The sequence below is a fragment of the Nocardioides sp. genome (genome assembly GCF_030655615.1).
Taxonomy (GTDB): Bacteria; Actinomycetota; Actinomycetes; order Propionibacteriales; family Nocardioidaceae; genus Nocardioides.
The window spans coordinates 1-18724 of the sequence record NZ_JAURVJ010000140.1; the positions used below are offsets into that span (position 1 = coordinate 1).

At 71.6% G+C, this 18724-nt stretch carries 20 protein-coding genes; 6 read left to right on the forward strand and 14 right to left on the reverse strand.

Annotation, left to right across the window (positions count from 1 at the left end):
• Window positions 1-93 precede the first annotated feature (93 nt).
• The 4 genes from pgi to pgl are packed head-to-tail and all read left to right on the forward strand — an operon-like array spanning window position 94 to window position 4911.
• Entirely contained in the window at window positions 94-1755 is a 1662-nt protein-coding gene (pgi, locus tag Q7T52_RS11825; RefSeq protein WP_304802700.1) for a glucose-6-phosphate isomerase, read from the forward strand.
• The gene (zwf, locus tag Q7T52_RS11830) at window positions 1752-3284 is read left to right on the forward strand and encodes a glucose-6-phosphate dehydrogenase (RefSeq protein WP_304802702.1); all 1533 of its coding nucleotides are present in this window, start codon (window positions 1752-1754) and stop codon (window positions 3282-3284) included. The genes pgi and zwf overlap by 4 nt, the downstream gene beginning before the upstream one ends.
• Window positions 3284-4195 carry a glucose-6-phosphate dehydrogenase assembly protein OpcA gene (locus tag Q7T52_RS11835; protein ID WP_304802704.1) on the forward strand — a complete coding sequence of 304 codons (912 nt, stop codon included), beginning with the start codon at window positions 3284-3286 and terminating at the stop codon, window positions 4193-4195. The genes zwf and Q7T52_RS11835 overlap by 1 nt, the downstream gene beginning before the upstream one ends.
• Entirely contained in the window at window positions 4192-4911 is a 720-nt protein-coding gene (gene pgl, locus Q7T52_RS11840) for a 6-phosphogluconolactonase (RefSeq protein ID WP_304802706.1), read from the forward strand. The genes Q7T52_RS11835 and pgl overlap by 4 nt, the downstream gene beginning before the upstream one ends.
• 223 nt (window positions 4912-5134) lie before the next feature.
• Here pgl and Q7T52_RS11845 read toward each other — a convergent pair whose 3' ends face one another.
• On the reverse strand, window positions 5135-5773 hold the full coding sequence (locus Q7T52_RS11845; RefSeq protein WP_304802707.1) for a hypothetical protein: 639 nt from the start codon (window positions 5771-5773) through the stop codon (window positions 5135-5137).
• On the opposite strand from Q7T52_RS11845, the gene Q7T52_RS11850 reads away from it, so the two are divergent.
• Complete coding sequence (locus Q7T52_RS11850; protein ID WP_304802709.1) at window positions 5736-6110, forward strand: hypothetical protein; 375 nt, start codon at window positions 5736-5738, stop codon at window positions 6108-6110. The two genes, Q7T52_RS11845 and Q7T52_RS11850, sit on opposite strands and share 38 nt — an antisense overlap.
• A 58-nt stretch (window positions 6111-6168) precedes the next feature.
• Here the strand turns inward: Q7T52_RS11850 and Q7T52_RS11855 are convergent, their stop codons facing one another.
• The 11 genes from Q7T52_RS11855 to uvrC all read right to left on the reverse strand — a co-directional run bounded on the left by Q7T52_RS11855 (window position 6169) and on the right by uvrC (window position 15874).
• Complete coding sequence (locus Q7T52_RS11855) at window positions 6169-6321, reverse strand: hypothetical protein (protein ID WP_304802711.1); 153 nt, start codon at window positions 6319-6321, stop codon at window positions 6169-6171.
• A 126-nt stretch (window positions 6322-6447) separates the two neighbouring features.
• Complete coding sequence (locus tag Q7T52_RS11860) at window positions 6448-6807, reverse strand: RNA polymerase-binding protein RbpA (RefSeq protein WP_304802713.1); 360 nt, start codon at window positions 6805-6807, stop codon at window positions 6448-6450.
• A gap of 54 nt (window positions 6808-6861) precedes the next feature.
• Window positions 6862-7098 carry a preprotein translocase subunit SecG gene (gene secG / locus Q7T52_RS11865; protein ID WP_304802715.1) on the reverse strand — a complete coding sequence of 79 codons (237 nt, stop codon included), beginning with the start codon at window positions 7096-7098 and terminating at the stop codon, window positions 6862-6864.
• A 51-nt stretch (window positions 7099-7149) separates the two neighbouring features.
• Window positions 7150-7956 carry a triose-phosphate isomerase gene (tpiA, locus tag Q7T52_RS11870; protein ID WP_304802717.1) on the reverse strand — a complete coding sequence of 269 codons (807 nt, stop codon included), beginning with the start codon at window positions 7954-7956 and terminating at the stop codon, window positions 7150-7152.
• A gap of 1 nt (window position 7957) precedes the next feature.
• Window positions 7958-9166 (reverse strand): phosphoglycerate kinase, encoded by a 1209-nt coding sequence (pgk, locus tag Q7T52_RS11875; protein WP_304802718.1) that lies wholly within the window; start codon window positions 9164-9166, stop codon window positions 7958-7960.
• 2 nt (window positions 9167-9168) lie between these two features.
• Entirely contained in the window at window positions 9169-10164 is a 996-nt protein-coding gene (gene gap / locus Q7T52_RS11880; RefSeq protein ID WP_304802720.1) for a type I glyceraldehyde-3-phosphate dehydrogenase, read from the reverse strand.
• 109 nt (window positions 10165-10273) lie between these two features.
• Complete coding sequence (locus tag Q7T52_RS11885; RefSeq protein ID WP_304802722.1) at window positions 10274-10852, reverse strand: putative glycolipid-binding domain-containing protein; 579 nt, start codon at window positions 10850-10852, stop codon at window positions 10274-10276.
• A gap of 6 nt (window positions 10853-10858) precedes the next feature.
• A complete protein-coding gene (gene whiA / locus Q7T52_RS11890) occupies window positions 10859-11845 on the reverse strand; it encodes a DNA-binding protein WhiA (protein WP_304802724.1) in 987 nt (328 codons plus the stop codon).
• Between the two features lie 123 nt (window positions 11846-11968).
• Window positions 11969-12940: a uridine diphosphate-N-acetylglucosamine-binding protein YvcK gene (yvcK, locus tag Q7T52_RS11895; RefSeq protein WP_304802726.1), complete on the reverse strand. Its 972-nt coding sequence runs from the start codon at window positions 12938-12940 to the stop codon at window positions 11969-11971.
• The gene (gene rapZ / locus Q7T52_RS11900) at window positions 12937-13839 is read right to left on the reverse strand and encodes an RNase adapter RapZ (protein ID WP_304802728.1); all 903 of its coding nucleotides are present in this window, start codon (window positions 13837-13839) and stop codon (window positions 12937-12939) included. Before rapZ ends, yvcK begins: the two co-directional genes overlap by 4 nt.
• 7 nt (window positions 13840-13846) lie before the next feature.
• Window positions 13847-15874: an excinuclease ABC subunit UvrC gene (gene uvrC, locus Q7T52_RS11905; protein ID WP_304802730.1), complete on the reverse strand. Its 2028-nt coding sequence runs from the start codon at window positions 15872-15874 to the stop codon at window positions 13847-13849.
• Between the two features lie 131 nt (window positions 15875-16005).
• On the opposite strand from uvrC, the gene Q7T52_RS11910 reads away from it, so the two are divergent.
• Window positions 16006-17373: a pyridine nucleotide-disulfide oxidoreductase gene (locus Q7T52_RS11910; RefSeq protein WP_304802732.1), complete on the forward strand. Its 1368-nt coding sequence runs from the start codon at window positions 16006-16008 to the stop codon at window positions 17371-17373.
• Here the strand turns inward: Q7T52_RS11910 and Q7T52_RS11915 are convergent.
• The gene (locus Q7T52_RS11915; RefSeq protein WP_304802734.1) at window positions 17313-18359 is read right to left on the reverse strand and encodes a DUF563 domain-containing protein; all 1047 of its coding nucleotides are present in this window, start codon (window positions 18357-18359) and stop codon (window positions 17313-17315) included. The genes Q7T52_RS11910 and Q7T52_RS11915 overlap by 61 nt on opposite strands.
• Window positions 18360-18385: 26 nt before the next feature.
• A partial coding sequence (locus tag Q7T52_RS11920) for a Rieske (2Fe-2S) protein (protein WP_304802736.1) occupies window positions 18386-18724 on the reverse strand: 339 nt, incomplete at its 5' end.

The window sequence follows — 18724 nt, forward strand, 5'->3', positions numbered from 1 at the left end:
CCTCGCCCTCGAGGCCGAGGGCGTCGACAAGTTCAAGTAATCCTGGACCGAGCTCGTCGAGACCGTCGAGGGCCAGAGGGAGAAGGCCAAGTAGTGGACCAGCCCGTGGACGCCACCACCACCGACGCGTGGCGGCGGCTCCGCGCGCTCGCCGACGGCTTCTCCCCCGACCTGCGCGGCTGGTTCGCCGCCGACGCGGGTCGGGTCGACCGTCTCACCTTCACCGCGGCCGACCTCCACGTCGACCTGTCCAAGAGCCTCGTCGACGACGAGGTGCTCGCGGCGCTGCTCGCCCTGGCCGACGAGGTCGGTCTGGTCGAGCGGCGCGACGCGATGCTCCGCGGCGACCACGTCAACGTCACCGAGGACCGTGCCGTGCTCCACACGGCCCTGCGGCTGCCGGCCGAGGCCCAGCTCGAGGTCGACGACCAGGACGTCGTGTCCGACGTGCACGACGTGCTGGCCCGGGTCTACGCCTTCGCCGACCAGGTGCGCAGCGGCGAGTGGACCGGCGTCACCGGAAAGCGCATCCGCACGATCGTCAACATCGGGATCGGGGGCTCCGACCTCGGCCCCGTGATGGCCTACGAGGCCCTCGCGCCCTACCGGCAACCGGGCCTCGAGTGCCGCTTCATCAGCAACATCGACCCCACCGACGCGGCGACGACGCTCGAGGGCCTCGACCCGGCGTCGACGTTGTTCATCGTGTCGAGCAAGACCTTCGGCACCCTCGAGACGCTGACCAACGCCCGACTGTGCAAGGCCTGGCTGCTCGACGGGCTGTCCGGCTCCGACGAGTCCGCCGCCGTGGCCAAGCACTTCGTCGCGGTGTCGACCGCGCTCGACAAGGTCGCCGACTTCGGCATCGACCCCGACAACGCGTTCGGCTTCTGGGACTGGGTCGGCGGTCGCTACTCGGTCGACTCCGCCATCGGCACCTCGCTCGTCGTGGCCATCGGCCCGGAGCGGTTCGCCGAGCTGCTCGCCGGCATGCACGCCGTCGACGAGCACCTCCGCACCACCGACCTGGCCGCCAACGTCCCGGTCCTGATGGGGCTGCTCAACGTCTGGTACACCGACTTCCTCGGCTCGCAGACCCACGCCGTGCTCCCCTACTCTCAGCTGCTGCACCGGTTCCCGGCCTACCTGCAGCAGCTGACGATGGAGTCCAACGGCAAGGGCGTGCGCTGGGACGGCACCCCGGTCACCGCCGGCACCGGCGAGATCTTCTGGGGCGAGCCCGGCACCAACGGGCAGCACGCGTTCTACCAGCTGATCCACCAGGGCACCCGGTTGGTGCCCGCTGATTTCATCGCCTTCGCCACCCCCGCCTACCCGCTCACCGACGAGGTCGACGGACAGAGCGTCGACGTCCACGAGCTGTTCCTCGCCAACTTCTTCGCCCAGACCCAGGCGCTCGCCTTCGGCAAGACCGCCGACGAGGTGCGCGCCGACGGCACGGACGAGGCCGTCGTACCGGCCCGGGTCTTCACCGGCAACCGGCCCACCGCGTCGATCATGGCGCCCGAGCTGACGCCGTCGGTGCTCGGACAGCTGATCGCCCTCTACGAGCACATCACCTTCACCCAGGGTGTCGTCTGGGGCATCGACAGCTTCGACCAGTGGGGCGTCGAGCTCGGCAAGAAGCTCGCCCAGCAGGTCGGGCCGGCCGTGTCCGGCGACGAGGAGGCCGCTGCCGAGCAGGACGCGTCGACGCAGGCGCTGATCACCTACTACCGGGAGCACCGTCGATGAGTACGCGCACCAACCCGCTGCGCGACCCGCAGGACCGCCGCCTCCCCCGCATCGCGGGCCCGTGCGGCATGGTGCTGTTCGGCGTCACCGGCGACCTGTCGCGCAAGAAGGTCATGCCGGCGATCTACGACCTCGCCAACCGCGGGCTGCTGCCGCCCGGCTTCAGCCTCGTCGGGTTCGCCCGACGCGACTGGGCCGACCAGGACTTCGCCCAGATCGTGCACGACTCGGTCAAGCAGTACGCGCGCACCGAGTTCCGCGAGGAGGTCTGGAACCAGCTCGCCGAGGGCTTCCGCTTCGTCCCCGGCGCCTTCGACGACGACGAGGCCTTCGAGCGGCTGCGCCAGACGATCGAGGAGCTCGACGAGGTCCGCGGCACCGGCGGCAACCACGCGTTCTACCTCGCCATCCCGCCCGGTGCGTTCGGCACCGTCGCCCAGCAGCTGCGCGAGCACGGGCTGGCCGAGGCCGCCCCCGGCTCCGACGCCTGGCGTCGGGTCGTCATCGAGAAGCCCTTCGGCCACGACCTCGCGTCGGCCCGGGTGCTCAACGACCAGCTCGACGCCGTGTTCGCGCCGTCGTCGATCTTCCGCATCGACCACTACCTCGGCAAGGAGACGGTGCAGAACATCCTGGCGACCCGCTTCGCCAACACGATGTTCGAGCCGCTCTGGAACAACAACTACGTCGACCACGTCCAGATCACCATGGCCGAGGACGTCGGCATCGGTGGCCGCGCCGGCTACTACGACGGCATCGGCGCCGCGCGAGACGTCATCCAGAACCACCTGCTCCAGCTGATGGCGCTCGTCGCGATGGAGGAGCCGACGTCGTTCGACGCCGAGGCACTGCGCCAGGAGAAGCAGAAGCTGCTCGCCTCCATCAGCCTGCCGCCGCGGCTCGACGTCGCCACCGCCCGCGGGCAGTACGCCGCCGGCTGGGCCGGCGGCGCCAAGGTCGTCGGCTTCCACGACGAGGACGGCATCGCCACCACCTCACGCACCGAGACCTTCGCCGCCATCACCCTCCACGTCGACAACCGGCGCTGGGCCGGGGTGCCCTTCTACCTCCGCACCGGCAAGCGGCTAGGCCGCCGCGTGACCGAGGTCGCCGTCGTGTTCAAGCGCTCGCCGCACCAGCCCTTCAACGCCAACTCGATCGAGGACCTCACCCAGAACGCCCTGGTCATCCGGGTCCAGCCCGACGAGGGGATGACGCTGCGGTTCGGCGCCAAGGTCCCCGGCACCCAGATGGAGATCCGGGACGTCAACATGGACTTCGCCTACGGCGGCACCTTCACCGAGTCGTCCCCCGAGGCCTACGAGCGGCTGATCCTCGACGTGCTCCTGGGTGACCCGCCACTCTTCCCGCGCCACGAGGAGGTCGAGCTCTCCTGGAAGATCCTCGACCCGATCCTCGAGCGCTGGGAGGCCAAGGGAGCACCCGAGGCCTACCCACCCGGCACCTGGGGTCCGGCGTCGGCCGACGCCATGCTGGCCCGCGACGGACGCGTCTGGAGGCGGCCCTGATGATCGAGCTCACCGACACCAGCTCCTCGGCCATCGCGGCCGAGCTCGTGCGCGCCCGCATGCGGGCCGGCTCGCCCGCCATGGGCATGGTCATGACCCTCATCGTCGTGGTCGACGAGCAGTCGTCCGAGGAGGCGATGACCAACGCCCGCAAGGCCACCCACGAGCACCCCGCCCGCGTCCTGGGGGTCGTGCTCGGCAGCGCACGCGGCAAGTCCGTCGTCAACGCCCAGGTCGGCACCGGCGCCGGCTGGGGCGGTGAGGCCGCGATCATCCGGCTCGCCGGCGAGGTGGTCCGGCACGCCGACTCGGTCGTGCTGCCGCTGCTGCTGCCCGACTCGCCGGTCGCGATCTGGTGGCCGCACGAGCCGCCGGCCGACCCCGCCGCCGACCCCCTCGGGGCCCTGGCCAAGCGCCGGATCACCGACGCCGCCGAGGTGCACCGCGGCAAGACGAAGGCGCTCGAGACGCAGTGCGCGTCCTACGTCGCCGGCAACACCGACCTCGCGTGGACCCGCCTCACGCCGTGGCGCGCCCTGCTCGCCGCCTCTCTCGACCAGCACCCGCTCAAGGTGACGTCGGCCAAGGTCACGTCTGAGCGGGTCAGCCCGAGCGCCGACCTGCTCGCCGCCTGGCTGCGCAGCCGGCTCAAGATCGAGGTCGAGCGCGTCGGCTCCGGCGGCCCCGGCATCACCGAGGTCGTCATGGAGACACGTGAGGGACCGATCCGGATCTCGCGCACCGACGGCCGCCTCGCGACCTTCACCTCCCCGGACCGGCCCGACCGGCCGATCGCGCTCAAGCGGCGCAAGCTGCCCGAGCTGCTGGCCGAAGAGCTGCGCCGCCTCGACGAGGACGACGTCTACGCCGCCACGATCACCTCTCTCGACAAGGTGGGATCGAAGCGATGAGCGCCCTCGTCGAGGTCCACGACACCCCCGAGGCGCTCGCGTCCGCGGTCGCCGGCGAGCTGCTGTCGCGGCTCGCCGACCTCCAGGCCGGCGGCACCGAGCCCAACCTCGGCCTCACCGGCGGCACCATCGCCGACAAGATCCACCGCGAGGTCGCCCGGCTCTCGCCCGACTTCGACGTCGACTGGACCCGTGTCGTCGTCTGGTTCGGCGACGAGCGCTTCGTGCCTGCCGACTCCCCCGACCGCAACGCCGGCCAGGCCCGCGCGGCCTTCCTCGACGCCGTCGGCGCCACCCAGGTCCACGAGGTCCCGTCGTCCGACGACGCCGCCACCGTCGACGAGGCCGCCGAGCGCTACGGCCGCGCGATCCGCGAGCACGGCTCCGGCGGCTTCGACATCCTCATGTTCGGCATCGGCCCCGACGGCCACGTCGCCTCGCTCTTCCCCGGCAACGCGGCGCTCACCGCCACGGACGCCATCGCGGTCGGCGTACCCGACTCCCCCAAGCCGCCCCCCGAGCGCGTCACCCTCACCTTCGAGGCCTTCGCCCGCGCCGACGCGGTCTGGTTCCTCGCCAGCGGCGACGGCAAGGCCGAGGCCGTCGCCCGCGCCCTCGCCGATGACGGCACCATCACCGAGACCCCCGCCCGCGGCGTCACCGGCACCACCGAGACCCTCTGGTGGCTCGACCGAGCCTCCGCCTCCCTCCTCTGACCAACGCCGAGTCGGCGCAGAGTTGAAGTCGTACGACGCCGAGTCGGCGCAGAGGCTAAGCGCCAACGCCGACTCGGCAGGACGTGGCGCTGCCGAGTCGGCGTTGATGATGAGCCTGTGAGCCGACTCGACCGGAAGCTGCACTCAGTCCAGGCGGTCATCCACAGGCTGGGAGACCCGATGATTCGCGCAAGCGGCGTCGGGCACCCGGCGTCGCATGAAACTAGACCACCGTCTCGACGACGCGGTCCTCGACGACCGCTTCCCGTTGCCCCTCGACCAACCGTTCACCGCGCGGATCGCTGCACGCCAGGGCGTCAGCAGGTACAACCTGACGCGCCTGATCGACGCCGGTCTGCTCCGCCAACCGGTCACCGGCACCTACCTCGCGACGCAGGCCGGTGACTCGGTCCGGCTCCGGGCCGACTGCCTTGCGCTCGTCGTGCCGTCGGACTGTGTCGTCTGCGACCGGCACGCCGGCTGGGTCCACGGCGCCGAGATGGTCCTCGCACCCAACGAACACCTCGCCCTGCGGCCGATCTCGGTCTTCCGACCGTCGGGCAACGGTCGATTGCGCAACGGGCTGGCCGACAGCGGCGAGCGCAACCTGACGCGCGACGACATCGAGGTCGTCGACGGGATCCAGGTCACGACCCGGCTGCGCACCGCCTGCGACCTGGGAAGGCAGCGCTTCCGGGAGCCGGCCCTGGCTGGTCTCGACCAGATGCTCCGACTTGGCGGGTTCGAGCAGGGCGAGCTCCTGGAGCAGGTCGAGCGGGTTCCGCGGGATGCGGTGGGTGACCCGTCTCAGGGAGCTGGCGCCGTTGGCCGACGGGCGTGCCGCGTCGCCGGGCGAGTCCATCCTGCGGCTGCGGTGGATCGACTCCGGACTGCCCCATCCCACGCCACAGCTGGAGCTCTGGGTCGGCCGGGTCCTGGTCTGCATCTTCGACCTCGGACTCGAGGAGCTGCTCCTCGCAGCTGAGTACCTCGGGCTCGAGTGGCACTCGAGCGACGAGCAGGTCGAGAGCGACGACCGCCGTCGAGAGATCGCCGAAGGTCAGGGCTGGATCATGGAGGACTTCGACAAGCACGACCTGTTCAGCCGGCAGCGCAGCGTCGAAGAGGTCCTGCGTGCGGCCGCCGTGCGGGCCCGCTCGAACCGTCGGCTCGTCATCGACCTGTCGAGTCGGCGCTGACGCTCAGCATCTGCGCCGAGTCGCGCTGATCTGACTTCAACTCTGCGCCGACTCGCGGTCAGCGCTGGGCGGACTCGATGAGGATCGGGGCGGTGGGCTCGTCGCTGGGGAGGGCGGCGATCGCGGCGAGGGCGAAGAAGCCGGCGGCGAGGGTGCCGCTGATGACGGCGGTGATCTTGTCGACGGGCTGCATGGACTTCCTGGTGGCCACGAGAGGGTCCTCTTCCTTCGACGCGCTGCGTACTAACTCAACTGACTAAGTCAGGTTAGCGCACAAAGAGCAGCGCCGGCACCCCAGGGGCGGCCGGCGCAACTCGTGAGACGGAAGGGCCTCAGGTCAGAAGATGACCTCACCCGACTTGCGCCGGGTGCGGAGCAGCTGGATCGCCTCGTCGAGGATGACCTCGGCCTCCTTGTCGGAGCGGCGCTCCTTCACGTAGGCCAGGTGGGTCTTGTAGGGCTCGATCTTGGGCGCCGGGGGCGGGTTGTCGGAGTCGAGGGACGCCGGCAGACCGCACTTGGGGCAGTCCCAGTGGTCGGGCACGGCGGCCTCGACCGAGAACGTGATGACCGAGCGGTGCTCGTGCGAGCAGAAGTACGTGACGGCCTGTCGGGGTGCGGACTCGCCGCGCTCCGCCTCGCCCATCGGTCCGGCGCCAACGCGGCTGCCGCGAATGGCGTTTCCTCCACCAGCCATGGGGGTGTCTCCTCGTGTGTTCTATGTGGGGATGAGTGGGACGTGCTGGGGGCCTCAGTAGGCCTTCAGCAGTCCCAGAGCGATGACGCAGGCGAACCAGATGACGCCCGTGCCGATCGTGAAACGGTCCAGGTTGCGCTCTGCCACAGACGATCCGCCGAGCGAGCTCGACACGCCGCCGCCGAACATGTCGGACAGGCCACCACCGCGCCCCTTGTGGAGGAGTACCAACAGGATCATCAGACCGCTGGCCGCAAGGAGAAAGATGGTGAGAATGAGTTCCGCGTTCACAGAGGGGAATCCTACGTCAGGTGGGTCGGGGACGGGTGATCGGCAGTCCGGTCAGAGGGTCGGCATGTCGTAGAAGCGGCAGATCCCGCCGAACTCGTCGGCCTGGAGGCTCGCTCCCCCGACCAGCGCGCCGTCGACGTCGGCCTTCGCCATGATGCCGGCGACGTTGTTGGCCTTGACCGAGCCGCCGTAGAGGACGCGTACGCCGTCAGCGGCCGCGTCACCGTGGGCCTCGCGGATCTGCGAGCGGATGGCCTGGCAGACCTCCTGGGCGTCGTCGGGGGTCGCGACCTCGCCGGTGCCGATCGCCCAGACCGGCTCGTAGGCCACGACCAGGGCCGCGACCTGCTCGGCGGTGAACCCCGCGAGCGAGCCCTCGACCTGCGCCATCGTGTAGGGCACGTGCTCGCCGGCCTGGCGGACCTCGAGGCCCTCGCCGACGCAGACGATCGGCGTCATCCCAGCCTTCAGCGCGGCGTGCGCCTTGGCGTTGACGACGTCGTCGCCCTCGGCGTGGTGCTCACGGCGCTCGGAGTGCCCCACGACGACGTAGGAGCAGCCGAGCTTGGCCAGCATGCCAGCCGAGATCTCGCCGGTGTAGGCGCCGGACTCGTGGACCGAGACGTCCTGGGCGGCGTACTTGACCGAGAGCCGGTCGCCGTCGACGAGCGTCTGCACCGACCGCAGGTCGGTGAACGGGGGTACGACGACCACCTCGACCTTGCCGAAGTCGTGGCGCTTGTCGGAGAGCGTCCAGGCGAGCTTCTGCACCAGGACGACGGCTTCCTGGTGGTTGAGGTTCATCTTCCAGTTGCCCGCCATCAGCGGCGTGCGGCCGTTCTTCGCTGCTTTGGCCATGTCAGTCCTCCAGGACGGTGATGCCGGGGAGCTCCTTGCCCTCGAGGTACTCGAGGCTGGCACCGCCCCCGGTGGAGATGTGGCCGAACGCGGCCTCGTCGAAGCCGAGCGCCCGGACGGCGGCGGCGGAGTCGCCACCCCCGACGACCGAGAGTCCGCCCTGGTCGGTGACCTTGGTCAGCGCCTCGGCGACGGCGCGGGTGCCGTCGGCGAACTGCGGCACCTCGAAGACGCCCATCGGCCCGTTCCAGAACACGGTCCTGGCGTCGGCCAGGGCGGCGGCGAAGTCGGCGCCGGACGCCGGGCCGATGTCGAGCCCGAGCGCGTCGGCCGGGATCTGGTCGGCCGGCACGACCCGGGGGTCGGGCGTGACGTCGCTGGACGGGAACGTCGTGTCGACCACGATGTCGCCCGGCAGCAGGATCTGGACGCCGGACTCCTCGGCGCGCTGCAGGTAGGCCTTGCAGACGTCGAGCTGGTCGTCCTCGAGGAGGCTCTTGCCCACCTCGTGGCCCTGCGCCTTGAGGAACGTGAAGACCATCCCGCCGCCGATGAGCAGCTTGTCGGCCTTGTCGAGCAGGTTGTCGATGACCCCGAGCTTGTCGGAGACCTTCGACCCGCCGAGCACGACGACGTAGGGGCGCTCGGGGTCGACGGTGAGCCGGCGCAGCACGTCGATCTCGGTCGACACCAGGGCGCCCATCGCGTGCGGCAGCCGCTGCGCGACGTCGTAGACCGACGCCTGCTTGCGGTGCACGACCCCGAACCCGTCGGAGACGAACGCGTCGGCCAGCGACGCCAGCTCGTCGGCGAACGCTCCGCGCTCGGCGTCGTCCTTGCTGGTCTCACCGGGGTTGAAGCGCACGTTCTCGAGCAGCGCGACCTGGCCGTCGGCCAGGCCGTCGACCGTGGCGCGCGCCGAGTCGCCCACCGTGTCGGTCGCGAACGCGACGTCGGCACCGAGGAGCTCACCGAGCCGGGCCGCGACGGGACCCAGCGAGTAGCGGTCCTCGGGCGCGCCCTTGGGGCGACCGAGGTGGGCCGTCACGACCACCCGGGCACCCGCGTCGGCGAGCGCCTTGATGGTGGGGACGCTCGCACGGATGCGTCCGTCGTCAGTGATCGCCGTACCGTCGAGCGGCACGTTGAGGTCGGAGCGGACCAGGACCCGCTTGCCGGCGACGTCACCCAGGGACGAGTAGTCCGACACCGTCAGAGGGTCTTGCCGATGTAGTCGATCAGGTCGGCGAGGCGGTTGGAGTAGCCCCACTCGTTGTCGTACCAGCCGACGACCTTGACCTGGTTGCCGATGACCTTGGTCAGCGGCGCGTCGAAGATGCACGACGCCGGGTCGGTGACGATGTCGGAGGACACGATCGGGTCGGTGGAGTACTTGAGGAAGCGACCGTCGGCGGCCTTCTCGATGATCGCGTTGACCTCCTCGACCGTGGTCTCGCGGCCGGCCTCGAAGGTGAGGTCGGTGGCGGAGCCGGTCGGGACCGGGACGCGCAGCGCGTAGCCGTCGAGCTTGCCCTTGAGCTCGGGCAGCACGAGGCCGATGGCCTTGGCCGCACCGGTCGAGGTGGGGACGACGTTGAGGGCGGCGGCGCGGGCGCGGCGCAGGTCCTTGTGGATGTTGTCCTGGAGGTTCTGGTCGGCCGTGTAGGCGTGGATCGTCGTCATCAGGCCCTTGACGATGCCGAGGTCGTCGTTGAGCGCCTTGGCCATCGGGCCCAGGCAGTTGGTCGTGCACGACGCGTTGGAGATGACGTGGTGCTTGGAGCCGTCGTAGTCGTCGTGGTTGACGCCCATGACGACGGTGAAGTCCTCGTTGGTGGCGGGCGCCGAGATGATGACCTTCTTGGCGCCGGCGTCGATGTGGGCCTTGGCCTTGGTCGCGTCGGTGAAGAAGCCAGTGGACTCGACGACGACGTCGACGTCGAGAGCGCCCCAGCCGAGGGCGGCGGGGTCGCGCTCGCTGAACGCCTTGATCTCGGTGCCGCCGACGACGATCGCGTCGTCGGTCGACGTCACGTCGGCGTCGAGCCGGCCGAGGATCGAGTCGTACTTGAGGAGGTGCGCCAGCACGGCGTTGTCGGTCAGGTCGTTGACACCCACGATCTCGATGTCGAGACCGGAGGCGCGTACGGCGCGGAAGAAGTTGCGGCCGATGCGGCCGAAGCCGTTGATGCCGACACGAACAGTCACTGCGGTGCTCCTGGAGCTCGGGGTCTGAGGCCGTCAACGACCCTACCGCCACCGCTGCCGACCGCTGCCGAGCATCCCGGCGTACGTGCGGGTAACCAGCGCGGCGGGACTAGGCGTGCCGGACGGCGATGTCGGGATAGTCGGTGACCAGGCCCGAGCCGTCGAACGTCACCGTGCAGGCCACGTCGAACGTCGCGGACGTGTAGGCCACCGTGATCCGTTCGTCGGTGTGCTCGACGAGCTCGTAGGTCTGCACGATGCGCTGGACCCGCAGGTCGAGCCCGACGAACGCCGAGTCGACCCGCATCGCCGACCCGCGCTCGAGGTGGAGCCGGTGCAGCGGCAGCGTGTTGGTGACGGCCGAGGACTCGAGGTCGACGTCGGCGACGCCGTCGAGTTCCGGCTGGTAGAGGCCGTCGATCGACCAGCGGTCGTCCTCGTCGCGCTCGAGCAGCACCTCGCCCGACCCGTCCCGGCCACTCGCTCGTACGACGGCGGTGCGGGTGCACCAGTCGGCGCCGAGCTCGACGTCGTAGGACACGGTCCAGCCGGCACCGTCCTCGACGCCGGTCGTCGCGCCACGCAGGCGGTGCACGGAGCCGATCGACACCGGCCACACCACCTCGAAGCCGTCACGCAGCCCGGCGTGCCGCCACGAGGCTTGCGAGGGCAGAGGAGCGAGGCGCATGGCAGGTCAGTCGTCGTCCGCGAGCATCTCCGGGGTCAAGGACGCCTCGGTGTCGGGGACGCCGAGCTCCTCGGCCCGCTTGTCGGCCATGGCGAGCAGCCGGCGGATGCGGCCGGCGATGGCGTCCTTGGTGAGCTGGGGCTCGTGCAGCTGGCCGAGCTCCTCGAGGGAGGCCTGCTTGTGCTCGAGACGCAGGGTGCCGGCGAGGCGCAGGTGGTCGGGCACCTCGTCGCCGAGGATCTCCATCGCCCGCTCGACGCGGGCACCGGCGGCGACGGCCGCGCGGGCCGAGCGGCGGAGGTTGGCGTCGTCGAAGTTGGCGAGCCGGTTGGCGGTGGCGCGGACCTCGCGCCGCATCCGGCGCTCCTCCCAGGCCATCAGCGTCTCGTGGGCGCCGAGCCGGGTGAGCAGCTGGCCGATGGCGTCGCCGTCGCGGATCACGACGCGGTCGATGCCGCGGACCTCGCGGGCCTTGGCCTGGATGCCGAGCCGGCGGGCGACGCCGACCAGGGCCAGGGCCGCCTCAGGGCCGGGGCAGGTCACCTCGAGCGAGGACGAGCGGCCGGGCTCGGTGAGCGACCCGTGGGCGAGGAACGCCCCGCGCCAGGCAGCCACCGCGTCGCAGCCACCGCCTGAGACGACGGCCGGGGGCAGCCCGCGGACGGGCCGGCCGCGCTGGTCGAGCAGGCCGGTCTGGCGGGCCAGCGACTCGCCGTCCTTGACGACGCGCACGATGTAGCGGCTGCCCTTGCGGATGCCGTTGCCCTGGACCATGACGACGTCGGACTTGTGGCCGTAGATCTCGTCGATGTCGCGGCGCAGCCGGCGGGCCGCCGCGCCGGTGTCGAGCTCGGCCTCGACGACGATCTTGCCGCTCACGATGTGGAGGCCACCGGCGAAGCGGAGCGTGGTGGCGACCTCGGCCTTGCGGCAGCAGGTCTTGGTGGTCTGGGTGTTGGCGAGCTCCGCCTTCACCTGAGCCGTCATCGCCATGTGGGCGATCCTGCCATGAGCGTCAACAACCCTCCGACCTGCCCCGATCCGGCCCCGATCCGCTGTGCTGGTTGGGATGTGCGGGTCGGATGGGACGGCCAGGGGACGGCGACGGGACGGCGATCAGCCCTCGTCGTCCATGATCTGCGCGTAGGCCACGGCCAGCTTGTCGGGGTCGTGCCGTGGGGTGCCGTCGTCGCGGGCGACGTCGGCCAGGACCAGCCGGGCCCCCGAGGCCTCGACCATCTCGCGCAGCTCCTCGGCCTGGTCGTCGACCAGGTTGGCGGCGTCGGCCAGCACCGTGTGGACGGTCATCGCGGGGGCGTGCTCGTAGAGCACCGCGAGGTGGTCGGCGGGGGCGAACCCGCCGGTCTCGCCGGCCTGCTCCTCGAGATTGAGCACGACGACCAACCGCGCGTCGGTGGCCACGATCGCGTCCCGCAGCGCCGGCACCCGCACGTGCGGGATGACCGAGGAGAACCACGAACCCGGCCCGATGAACGCCCAGTCGGCCTCGGCGATCTTGGTGAGCGCCACCGGGCTCACCTCGGGGTCGGGGGGCTCGAGGTCGAGGGAGACGATGACGCCCTCGGTGGTGGCGACCTCGACCTGGCCGCGCACGGTCGTCAGGGCGTCGGGGTCGCCGGTGACGAGGCCGCGCACCTCGGCGCGGATGTCCATCGGCGTCAGCGCCATCGGCAGCACCCGGCCCTTGGCTCCCAGCAGCCGCCCGATCCAGTCGAGGGCGTCGACGTGGTCGCCGAGGAGCTCCCACAGGCTGACGATGAGCAGGTTGCCGACGACGTGGCCGCGCATGTCGCCGTTGCCCTCGAAGCGGTGCTGCAGCACCCGCGCCCAGGTGTCGCCCCAGGTGTCGGAGCCGCAGAGCGCGGCCAGGGCCATCCGCAGGTCGCCGGGCGGGAGCACCCCGAACTCGCCGCGCAGGCGCCCTGAGCTGCCACCGTTGTCGGCGACCGTGACGATCGCGGTCAGGTCGTCGACGGTGAGGTCGTCGACCAGCAGGCGCAGGGCCGAGAGCGAGGCGTGCAGGCCGTGGCCGCCGCCGAACGCGACGACCGCCTGGGCGCGGGTCACTCCCGACCCAGGTCGCGGTGGACCGGCTTGGCGTCGAAGCCCGCGGCGCGGAGCCGGGCGGTGATCTCCTCGGTCATGGCGACGCTGCGGTGCTTGCCGCCGGTGCAGCCGATCGCGACCCGCATGAAGCGCTTGTTCTCGCGCAGGTAGCCGTCGGCGACGCCGGTCAGCACGGGCACGTAGGCGTCGAGGAACTCCGCCGCCCCCGGCTGTGCCTTGACGAACGCGGCGACGTCGGCGTCGCGGCCGGTGTTGTGGCGCAGCTCGGGCACCCAGTGGGGGTTGGGGAGGAACCGCATGTCGGCGACGAAGTCGGCGTCGACCGGGATGCCGTACTTGAAGCCGAAGCTGATCACGTTGACCTTGAGCGCCGTCGTCTCGAGCGTGCCGAACGCCTCGGCGACCCGGTCGGTCAGCTGGTGCACGTTGAGGCTGGTGGTGTCGATCGTCAGGTCGGCCTCGCCGCGCAGGTCGGCGAGGACCCGGCGCTCACGGTGGAGACCGTCGAGCAGCCGTCCCGAGGCCTGGAGCGGGTGCGGACGCCGAACGGCCTCCTGGCGGCGTACGAGGACCTCGTCGGAGGCGTCGAGGAAGACCAGCGTCGTACGCCGTCCACCCGCAGCGGCGACCGCGCGCCGCTCGGCGAGGTGGGTGCGCAGCCCCGCGAAGAACGAGCCCGAACGGACGTCGACGACCACCGCCATCTTCTGGCGCGGGCCGTGGCTCTCGTCGACGAGTCGGACGACGTCGGGCAGCAGGCTGGGCGGGAGGTTGTCGACGACGTAGTAGCCGAGGTCCTCGAGCTCCTTGGCGGCCGTGCTCCGGCCGGCGCCGGTCATGCCGGTGACGACGACGAGCTCGCCGCGGACCGGGACGGCCTCGGGGTCCCGGTCGCTCATCGGTCGCTCACGACTCCTCGATCTCGCCCGTCGCGGTGTTCACGGAGACAGTCTTGCGGGTCGCGGACGCCTGCTCCACCGCGGCCTTGATGGCCTCGGCGGTGCGCGGCCCGATGCCGGGGACCTGGGCGATCTCGCCGACCTCGGCCTCACGCAGCTTCTTGAGCGACCCGAAGTGCTTGAGGAGCGTCTTGCGGCGCACCTCGCCCAGGCCCGGCACGTCGTCGAGCATGCTCTCGACCATGGTCTTGGAGCGGCGGCCGCGGTGGTGGTTGATGGCGAACCGGTGGGCCTCGTCGCGGATGCGCTGGAGCAGGTAGAGGCCCTCGGACGAGCGAGCCAGGATCACCGGGTCGTCCTCCCCCGGCAGCCAGACCTCCTCGAGCCGCTTGGCCAGGCCGCACACCGGGATGTCGGTGATGCCGAGCTCGACCAGCGCCTGCTGAGCGGCCGCGACCTGCGGCGGGCCACCGTCGACGACGACCAGCCCGGGCGCGTAGGCGAACTTGCGCGGACGGCCCGTCTCGGGGTCGACCAGCATCGGGCCCTCGTTCGTCTGCCCATCGGTCCCCGAGGAGCCGAGGGACGAGGCGTCTCGAAGGGCGGATCGGGCCTGCTCGTCGAGGAGCCGCTTGAACCGTCGGGTGATCACCTCGTGCATCGAGGCCACGTCGTTCTGGCCGTCGACACCCTTGATGACGAAGCGCCGGTATTCGCCCTTGCGGGACAGTCCGTCCTCGAAGACGACCATCGACGCCACGACCTCGGTGCCCTGGAGGTTGGAGACGTCGTAGCACTCGATGCGCAGCGGCGCCTCCTCGAGGTCGAGGGCCTCGCGGATCTCATCGAGCGCGCGGTTGCGGGTGGTGAGGTCGCTGGCCCGCTTGGTCTTGTGGAGCGCGAGCGCCTGCCGCGCGTTCTGCGCGACGGTCTCCTGCAGCGTCTTCTTGTCGCCGCGCTGCGGGATGCGGATCTGGACCTTGCTGCCCTTGAGGTCGGTCAGCAGCGTCTCGAAGGTCAGTACGTCGGTCGGCAGGGTCGGCACCAGGATCTCGCGCGGCACCGACTCCGCGTCTCCCGCATAGAGCTGGAGCAGGAAGTCCTCGACCAGCTCGGGGGTCTCGGCGTCGGTGACCCGGTCGGCCACCCAGCCGCGCTGGCCGCGGATGCGGCCGCCACGGACGTAGAAGATCTGCACCGCGACCTCGAGGGGGTCCTCGGCGAGCGCGATCACGTCGGCGTCGGCGCCGTCACCGAGCACGACGGCCTGCTTCTCGAGCGCACGCTGCATGGCGCCGAGGTCGTCGCGCAGCCGGGCGGCCTTCTCGAACTCCATGGCGTCGGAGGCGGCGTACATCTCCCGCTCGATGCGCTTGACGAACGGCCGCGTCTGGCCGGCCATGAAGTCGCAGAAGTCGTCGACGATCGCGCGGTGGTCCTCCTCGCTGATCTGGCCGACGCACGGCGCCGAGCACTTGCCGATGTAGCCGAGCAGGCAGGGCCGGCCGATCTGGGCCGAGCGCTTGAACACCCCGTTGCTGCAGGAGCGCATCGGGAAGACCCGGAGCAGGATGTCGACGGTCTCTCGGATCGCCCAGGCGTGGCTGTAGGGACCGAAGTAGCGGGTGCCCTTGCGCTTGGCGCCACGGCCGACCATCACCCGCGGGTAGTCGTCGCCGACGGTCACCGCGAGCCAGGGGTAGGACTTGTCGTCGCGGTACTTGACGTTGAACCGCGGGTCGAACTCCTTGATCCAGGAGTACTCGAGCTGGAGCGCCTCGACCTCGGTGTTGACCACGGTCCACTCGACGCGGGCCGCGGTGGTGACCATCGTGGCGGTGCGCTGGTGGAGGTTGGAGATGTCCTGGAAGTAGGACGACAGCCGGGCGCGCAGGTTGTTGGCCTTGCCGACGTAGATGACCCGGTCGCGCGCGTCACGGAAGCGGTAGACCCCCGGCTGGGTGGGGATCGACCCCGGCTCCGGCCGGTAGGAGAGCGGTCCCCGGGTGGGGCGCGAGGAGCGGGTCGGAGGCACGTCTCCACCCTACGAGCGGCCACCGACAGCCCCGGCACAGCCCGCCCGAGCCCGGCCCGACCGGCCGACCGGCCCCGTCGCGCTCGGCGTGCCGTTTGTCTGCTAATTGTCAGGTGACTTAGTCTGCTTACATGCTTCCTCGCGACCGCTACGGCCTGACCCTGAGCACGGGTCCTGACGCGGCGGCCGCCTACTCCCGCGGGCTCGACGACCTGCTCCGCCTGCGCACCGGTTCGGCCGGCGCGTTCGCCACCTCGATCGTCCTCGACCCGAGGTTCGCGCTCGGCCACGCAGGACTCGCGCTCGTCGGCCACGACCTGTGCGTCGAGGTCGACGTCGTCGGCCGCATGCGCGACGCCAAGCGGTGGGCCCACCTCGGCACCGAGCGCGAGCAGAGTCACGTGGCCGCCGTCCTCGCCCACCTCCGCGGCGACTCGCGACCGATCATCGACCACCTCGCCCGCTTCCCCGTCGACGCGTTGCTGCTCTCGGCCGCGGTGCCGACGATCGCGTTCGCCGGCGTCACCGAGGTCCCCGAGCAGGCCTGGGCCATCGTCGAGGGCGCGGCTCCGGCCTACGGCGACGACTGGTGGTACGCCGGGCTCCTCGCCTTCATCCGCCAGGAGCAGGAGCGCTTCGAGGAGTCGATGGAGCTCGCCGTCGCGTCGCTGGCCGAGCAGCCCGACGCCGGCCACTCCGCCCACGCGCGCGCCCACGTCCACTACGAGACCGGCGACCACGCCGGCGGCCTCGGCTGGATGGACGCCTGGGTCACCGGCGACGGCGCCGCCATCGAGAGCCTGAGCCACTTCTCGTGGCACGCCGCGCTGCACGAGCTGTCGCTCGGAGACCTCGACGCCGTACGCCGCCGCTACGACGGGCAGCTGCGTCCCGAGCTCGCCACCGGCTGTCGGGCCCTCGTCGACTCCGGCTCGCTGCTGATCCGCTGGGCGCTCACCCCCGACGCCGAGGACGTGCCCGGGCTCGAGCAGGTCGCCACGGCGGTCGGCCGCGACGTCCTGGTGCGCCCCGCGACGCCGTTCCTCGGCATGCACGCGGCTGCGACCCTCCTCGCCCTCGGCGACGGCGCCGGCCTCACCTCCCTGGCCACCTGGGCCAGCGCCCACGGCCACGCCACCCACCGCGAGGTCGTCGCACCGCTCGCGCGGGCCCTCCACCAGCTCCACAGCGGCCAGGCCTCCACCGCGGCGAGCTCGCTGGCCTCCCTCGCCGCGTCCGTACGCCGGGTGGGCGGCTCCGACGCCCAGCGCGAGCTCGTCGAGGAGATCCGGATCGCGGCGCTGCTGCGCGCCGACCGGTTCGACGAGGCGCGCGACCTGATCGACCGCCGGCTCGACCGGCGTCCCTCGGCCCGCGACGCGGCCTGGCGCCGACAGTGCCGCGCGGCGGCCGGCCGCCAGCTCGCCACCCAGCTGGGTCAGTCGGGCGAGACCGAGACCGAGGCCAGCGCCGAGGCGAGCGCCATCGCGTCCCTGTAGGGCGCGAACGCGGCGTGGTGGCCGCACGCGGCGTCGATCATCCGCTGCGACGCCATCGGCTGGTCGGGCGAGCGGTCGTCGCCCACCTCGAGCACCCGCGTGCCGGGCCGGGCGAACGCCGAGAGGTGCAGGGCCGACCCGGACGGCCCGGCCAGCACCTCGGCCCCGCGCACCAGCGCCACCTGCTCGGCGATGGGCAGCGTCTCGGGGTGCGCCACGTGGAACCCGGCCGCGGCGAACGCCTCGTCGAGGTGCCGGTCCCACGCCTCGTCGGACCGGTCCCGGCGCGGGTTGTCGGTGCCCGCGTGGAAGGCGCTGCGGGAGAAGTAGACCCGCGGGTGGGCGCCGCTCTCCCCCACCGCGTCGGAGACCCGGCGCCACAGCGCCACGGCCTGGGGGGCGGCCCAGCTCTTGAGGACCACCGGACGCTGCGGCACGACGAGCCGGTCGACGCGGGCAGCCCGGTGCCGGACCACGCGCACCTCGAGGCCGCCGTAGCCGGCCAGGGCCAGCAGGTCGGACTGCCACGGGCGCAGCGCCGCCGCCTGGGGTCCGGGCCCGGCCGGTGGCGGCACCAGGGGTCCGCGGAAGGTGCGGTGGGCGACGATGCCGTCGACAAGGTCGACGCCGGACGAGCCCGGCTCGGGCCAGAGGTTGCTCAGCACCTCCACGAGGAAGTGGCCGAAGTGCATCGCCCAATGGCCGGCGTAGAGCCAGGTGCCCTCGAGCCGCGGCGCCCCGCCGGGCACCTTGACCTCATCGGGGTCACCCGCGACGGGCATGGTCCGGTCGCCGTCCCACCAGCGTTGCGACGCCGGCACCAGCAGCCCGGACGCGTCGTGCACGGCCCCGCTCATCTGCGCCCGGGGCCCGGTCGACGACCGCAGGCTGCCCTTGACGAACGGCGTCAGCACCGCGTCGTCGACCACCACCAGCTCGCAGTCGCCGGGTGCCTCACGCGGTGACGTCGCCCGCACCCACTCCATGCCCCGACCCTAGGGCGCCCCGGGCGTCAAGCGGCGACGAGGTTGTCCCCGTCGACCTTGACGGCGAAGGCCTCGAGCGGCGAGCTGGCCGGCGGGTTGAGCACCGCGCCGTCCTCGATCGAGAAGCGGCTGCCGTGGTTGGGACAGACGATCTCGGTGCCGTCGACCTCGTTGACCTGGGTGCCGGTGTGGGTGCAGGTAGCGATGAAGGCCTTGAACTCGCCCTCGGTCGGCTGGGTGATGACGAGGTTGTCGCCGGCCAGCACGATGCCGCCGCCCACCGGGATCTCGGAGGTCGCGGCGAGCGCGGCGCCGGCCTCGGGGGCGGCTCCCCCGCCGCCGCCCTCGTCGTCGCCGCCACCGCA

Bases quoted from the DNA above. Each gene is read 5' to 3' on its own strand.
- zwf (WP_304802702.1), top strand. From the start codon at position 1,752: ATGAGTACGCGCACCAACCCGCTGCGCGACCCGCAGGACCGCCGCCTC.
- Q7T52_RS11835 (WP_304802704.1), top strand. From the start codon at position 3,284: ATGATCGAGCTCACCGACACCAGCTCCTCGGCCATCGCGGCCGAGCTC.
- pgl (WP_304802706.1), top strand. From the start codon at position 4,192: ATGAGCGCCCTCGTCGAGGTCCACGACACCCCCGAGGCGCTCGCGTCC.
- Q7T52_RS11845 (WP_304802707.1), bottom strand. From the start codon at position 5,773: ATGGACTCGCCCGGCGACGCGGCACGCCCGTCGGCCAACGGCGCCAGC.
- Q7T52_RS11860 (WP_304802713.1), bottom strand. From the start codon at position 6,807: ATGGCTGGTGGAGGAAACGCCATTCGCGGCAGCCGCGTTGGCGCCGGA.
- tpiA (WP_304802717.1), bottom strand. From the start codon at position 7,956: ATGGCCAAAGCAGCGAAGAACGGCCGCACGCCGCTGATGGCGGGCAAC.
- Q7T52_RS11885 (WP_304802722.1), bottom strand. From the start codon at position 10,852: ATGCGCCTCGCTCCTCTGCCCTCGCAAGCCTCGTGGCGGCACGCCGGG.
- whiA (WP_304802724.1), bottom strand. From the start codon at position 11,845: ATGGCGATGACGGCTCAGGTGAAGGCGGAGCTCGCCAACACCCAGACC.
- rapZ (WP_304802728.1), bottom strand. From the start codon at position 13,839: ATGAGCGACCGGGACCCCGAGGCCGTCCCGGTCCGCGGCGAGCTCGTC.
- Q7T52_RS11910 (WP_304802732.1), top strand. From the start codon at position 16,006: ATGCTTCCTCGCGACCGCTACGGCCTGACCCTGAGCACGGGTCCTGAC.
- Q7T52_RS11915 (WP_304802734.1), bottom strand. From the start codon at position 18,359: ATGGAGTGGGTGCGGGCGACGTCACCGCGTGAGGCACCCGGCGACTGC.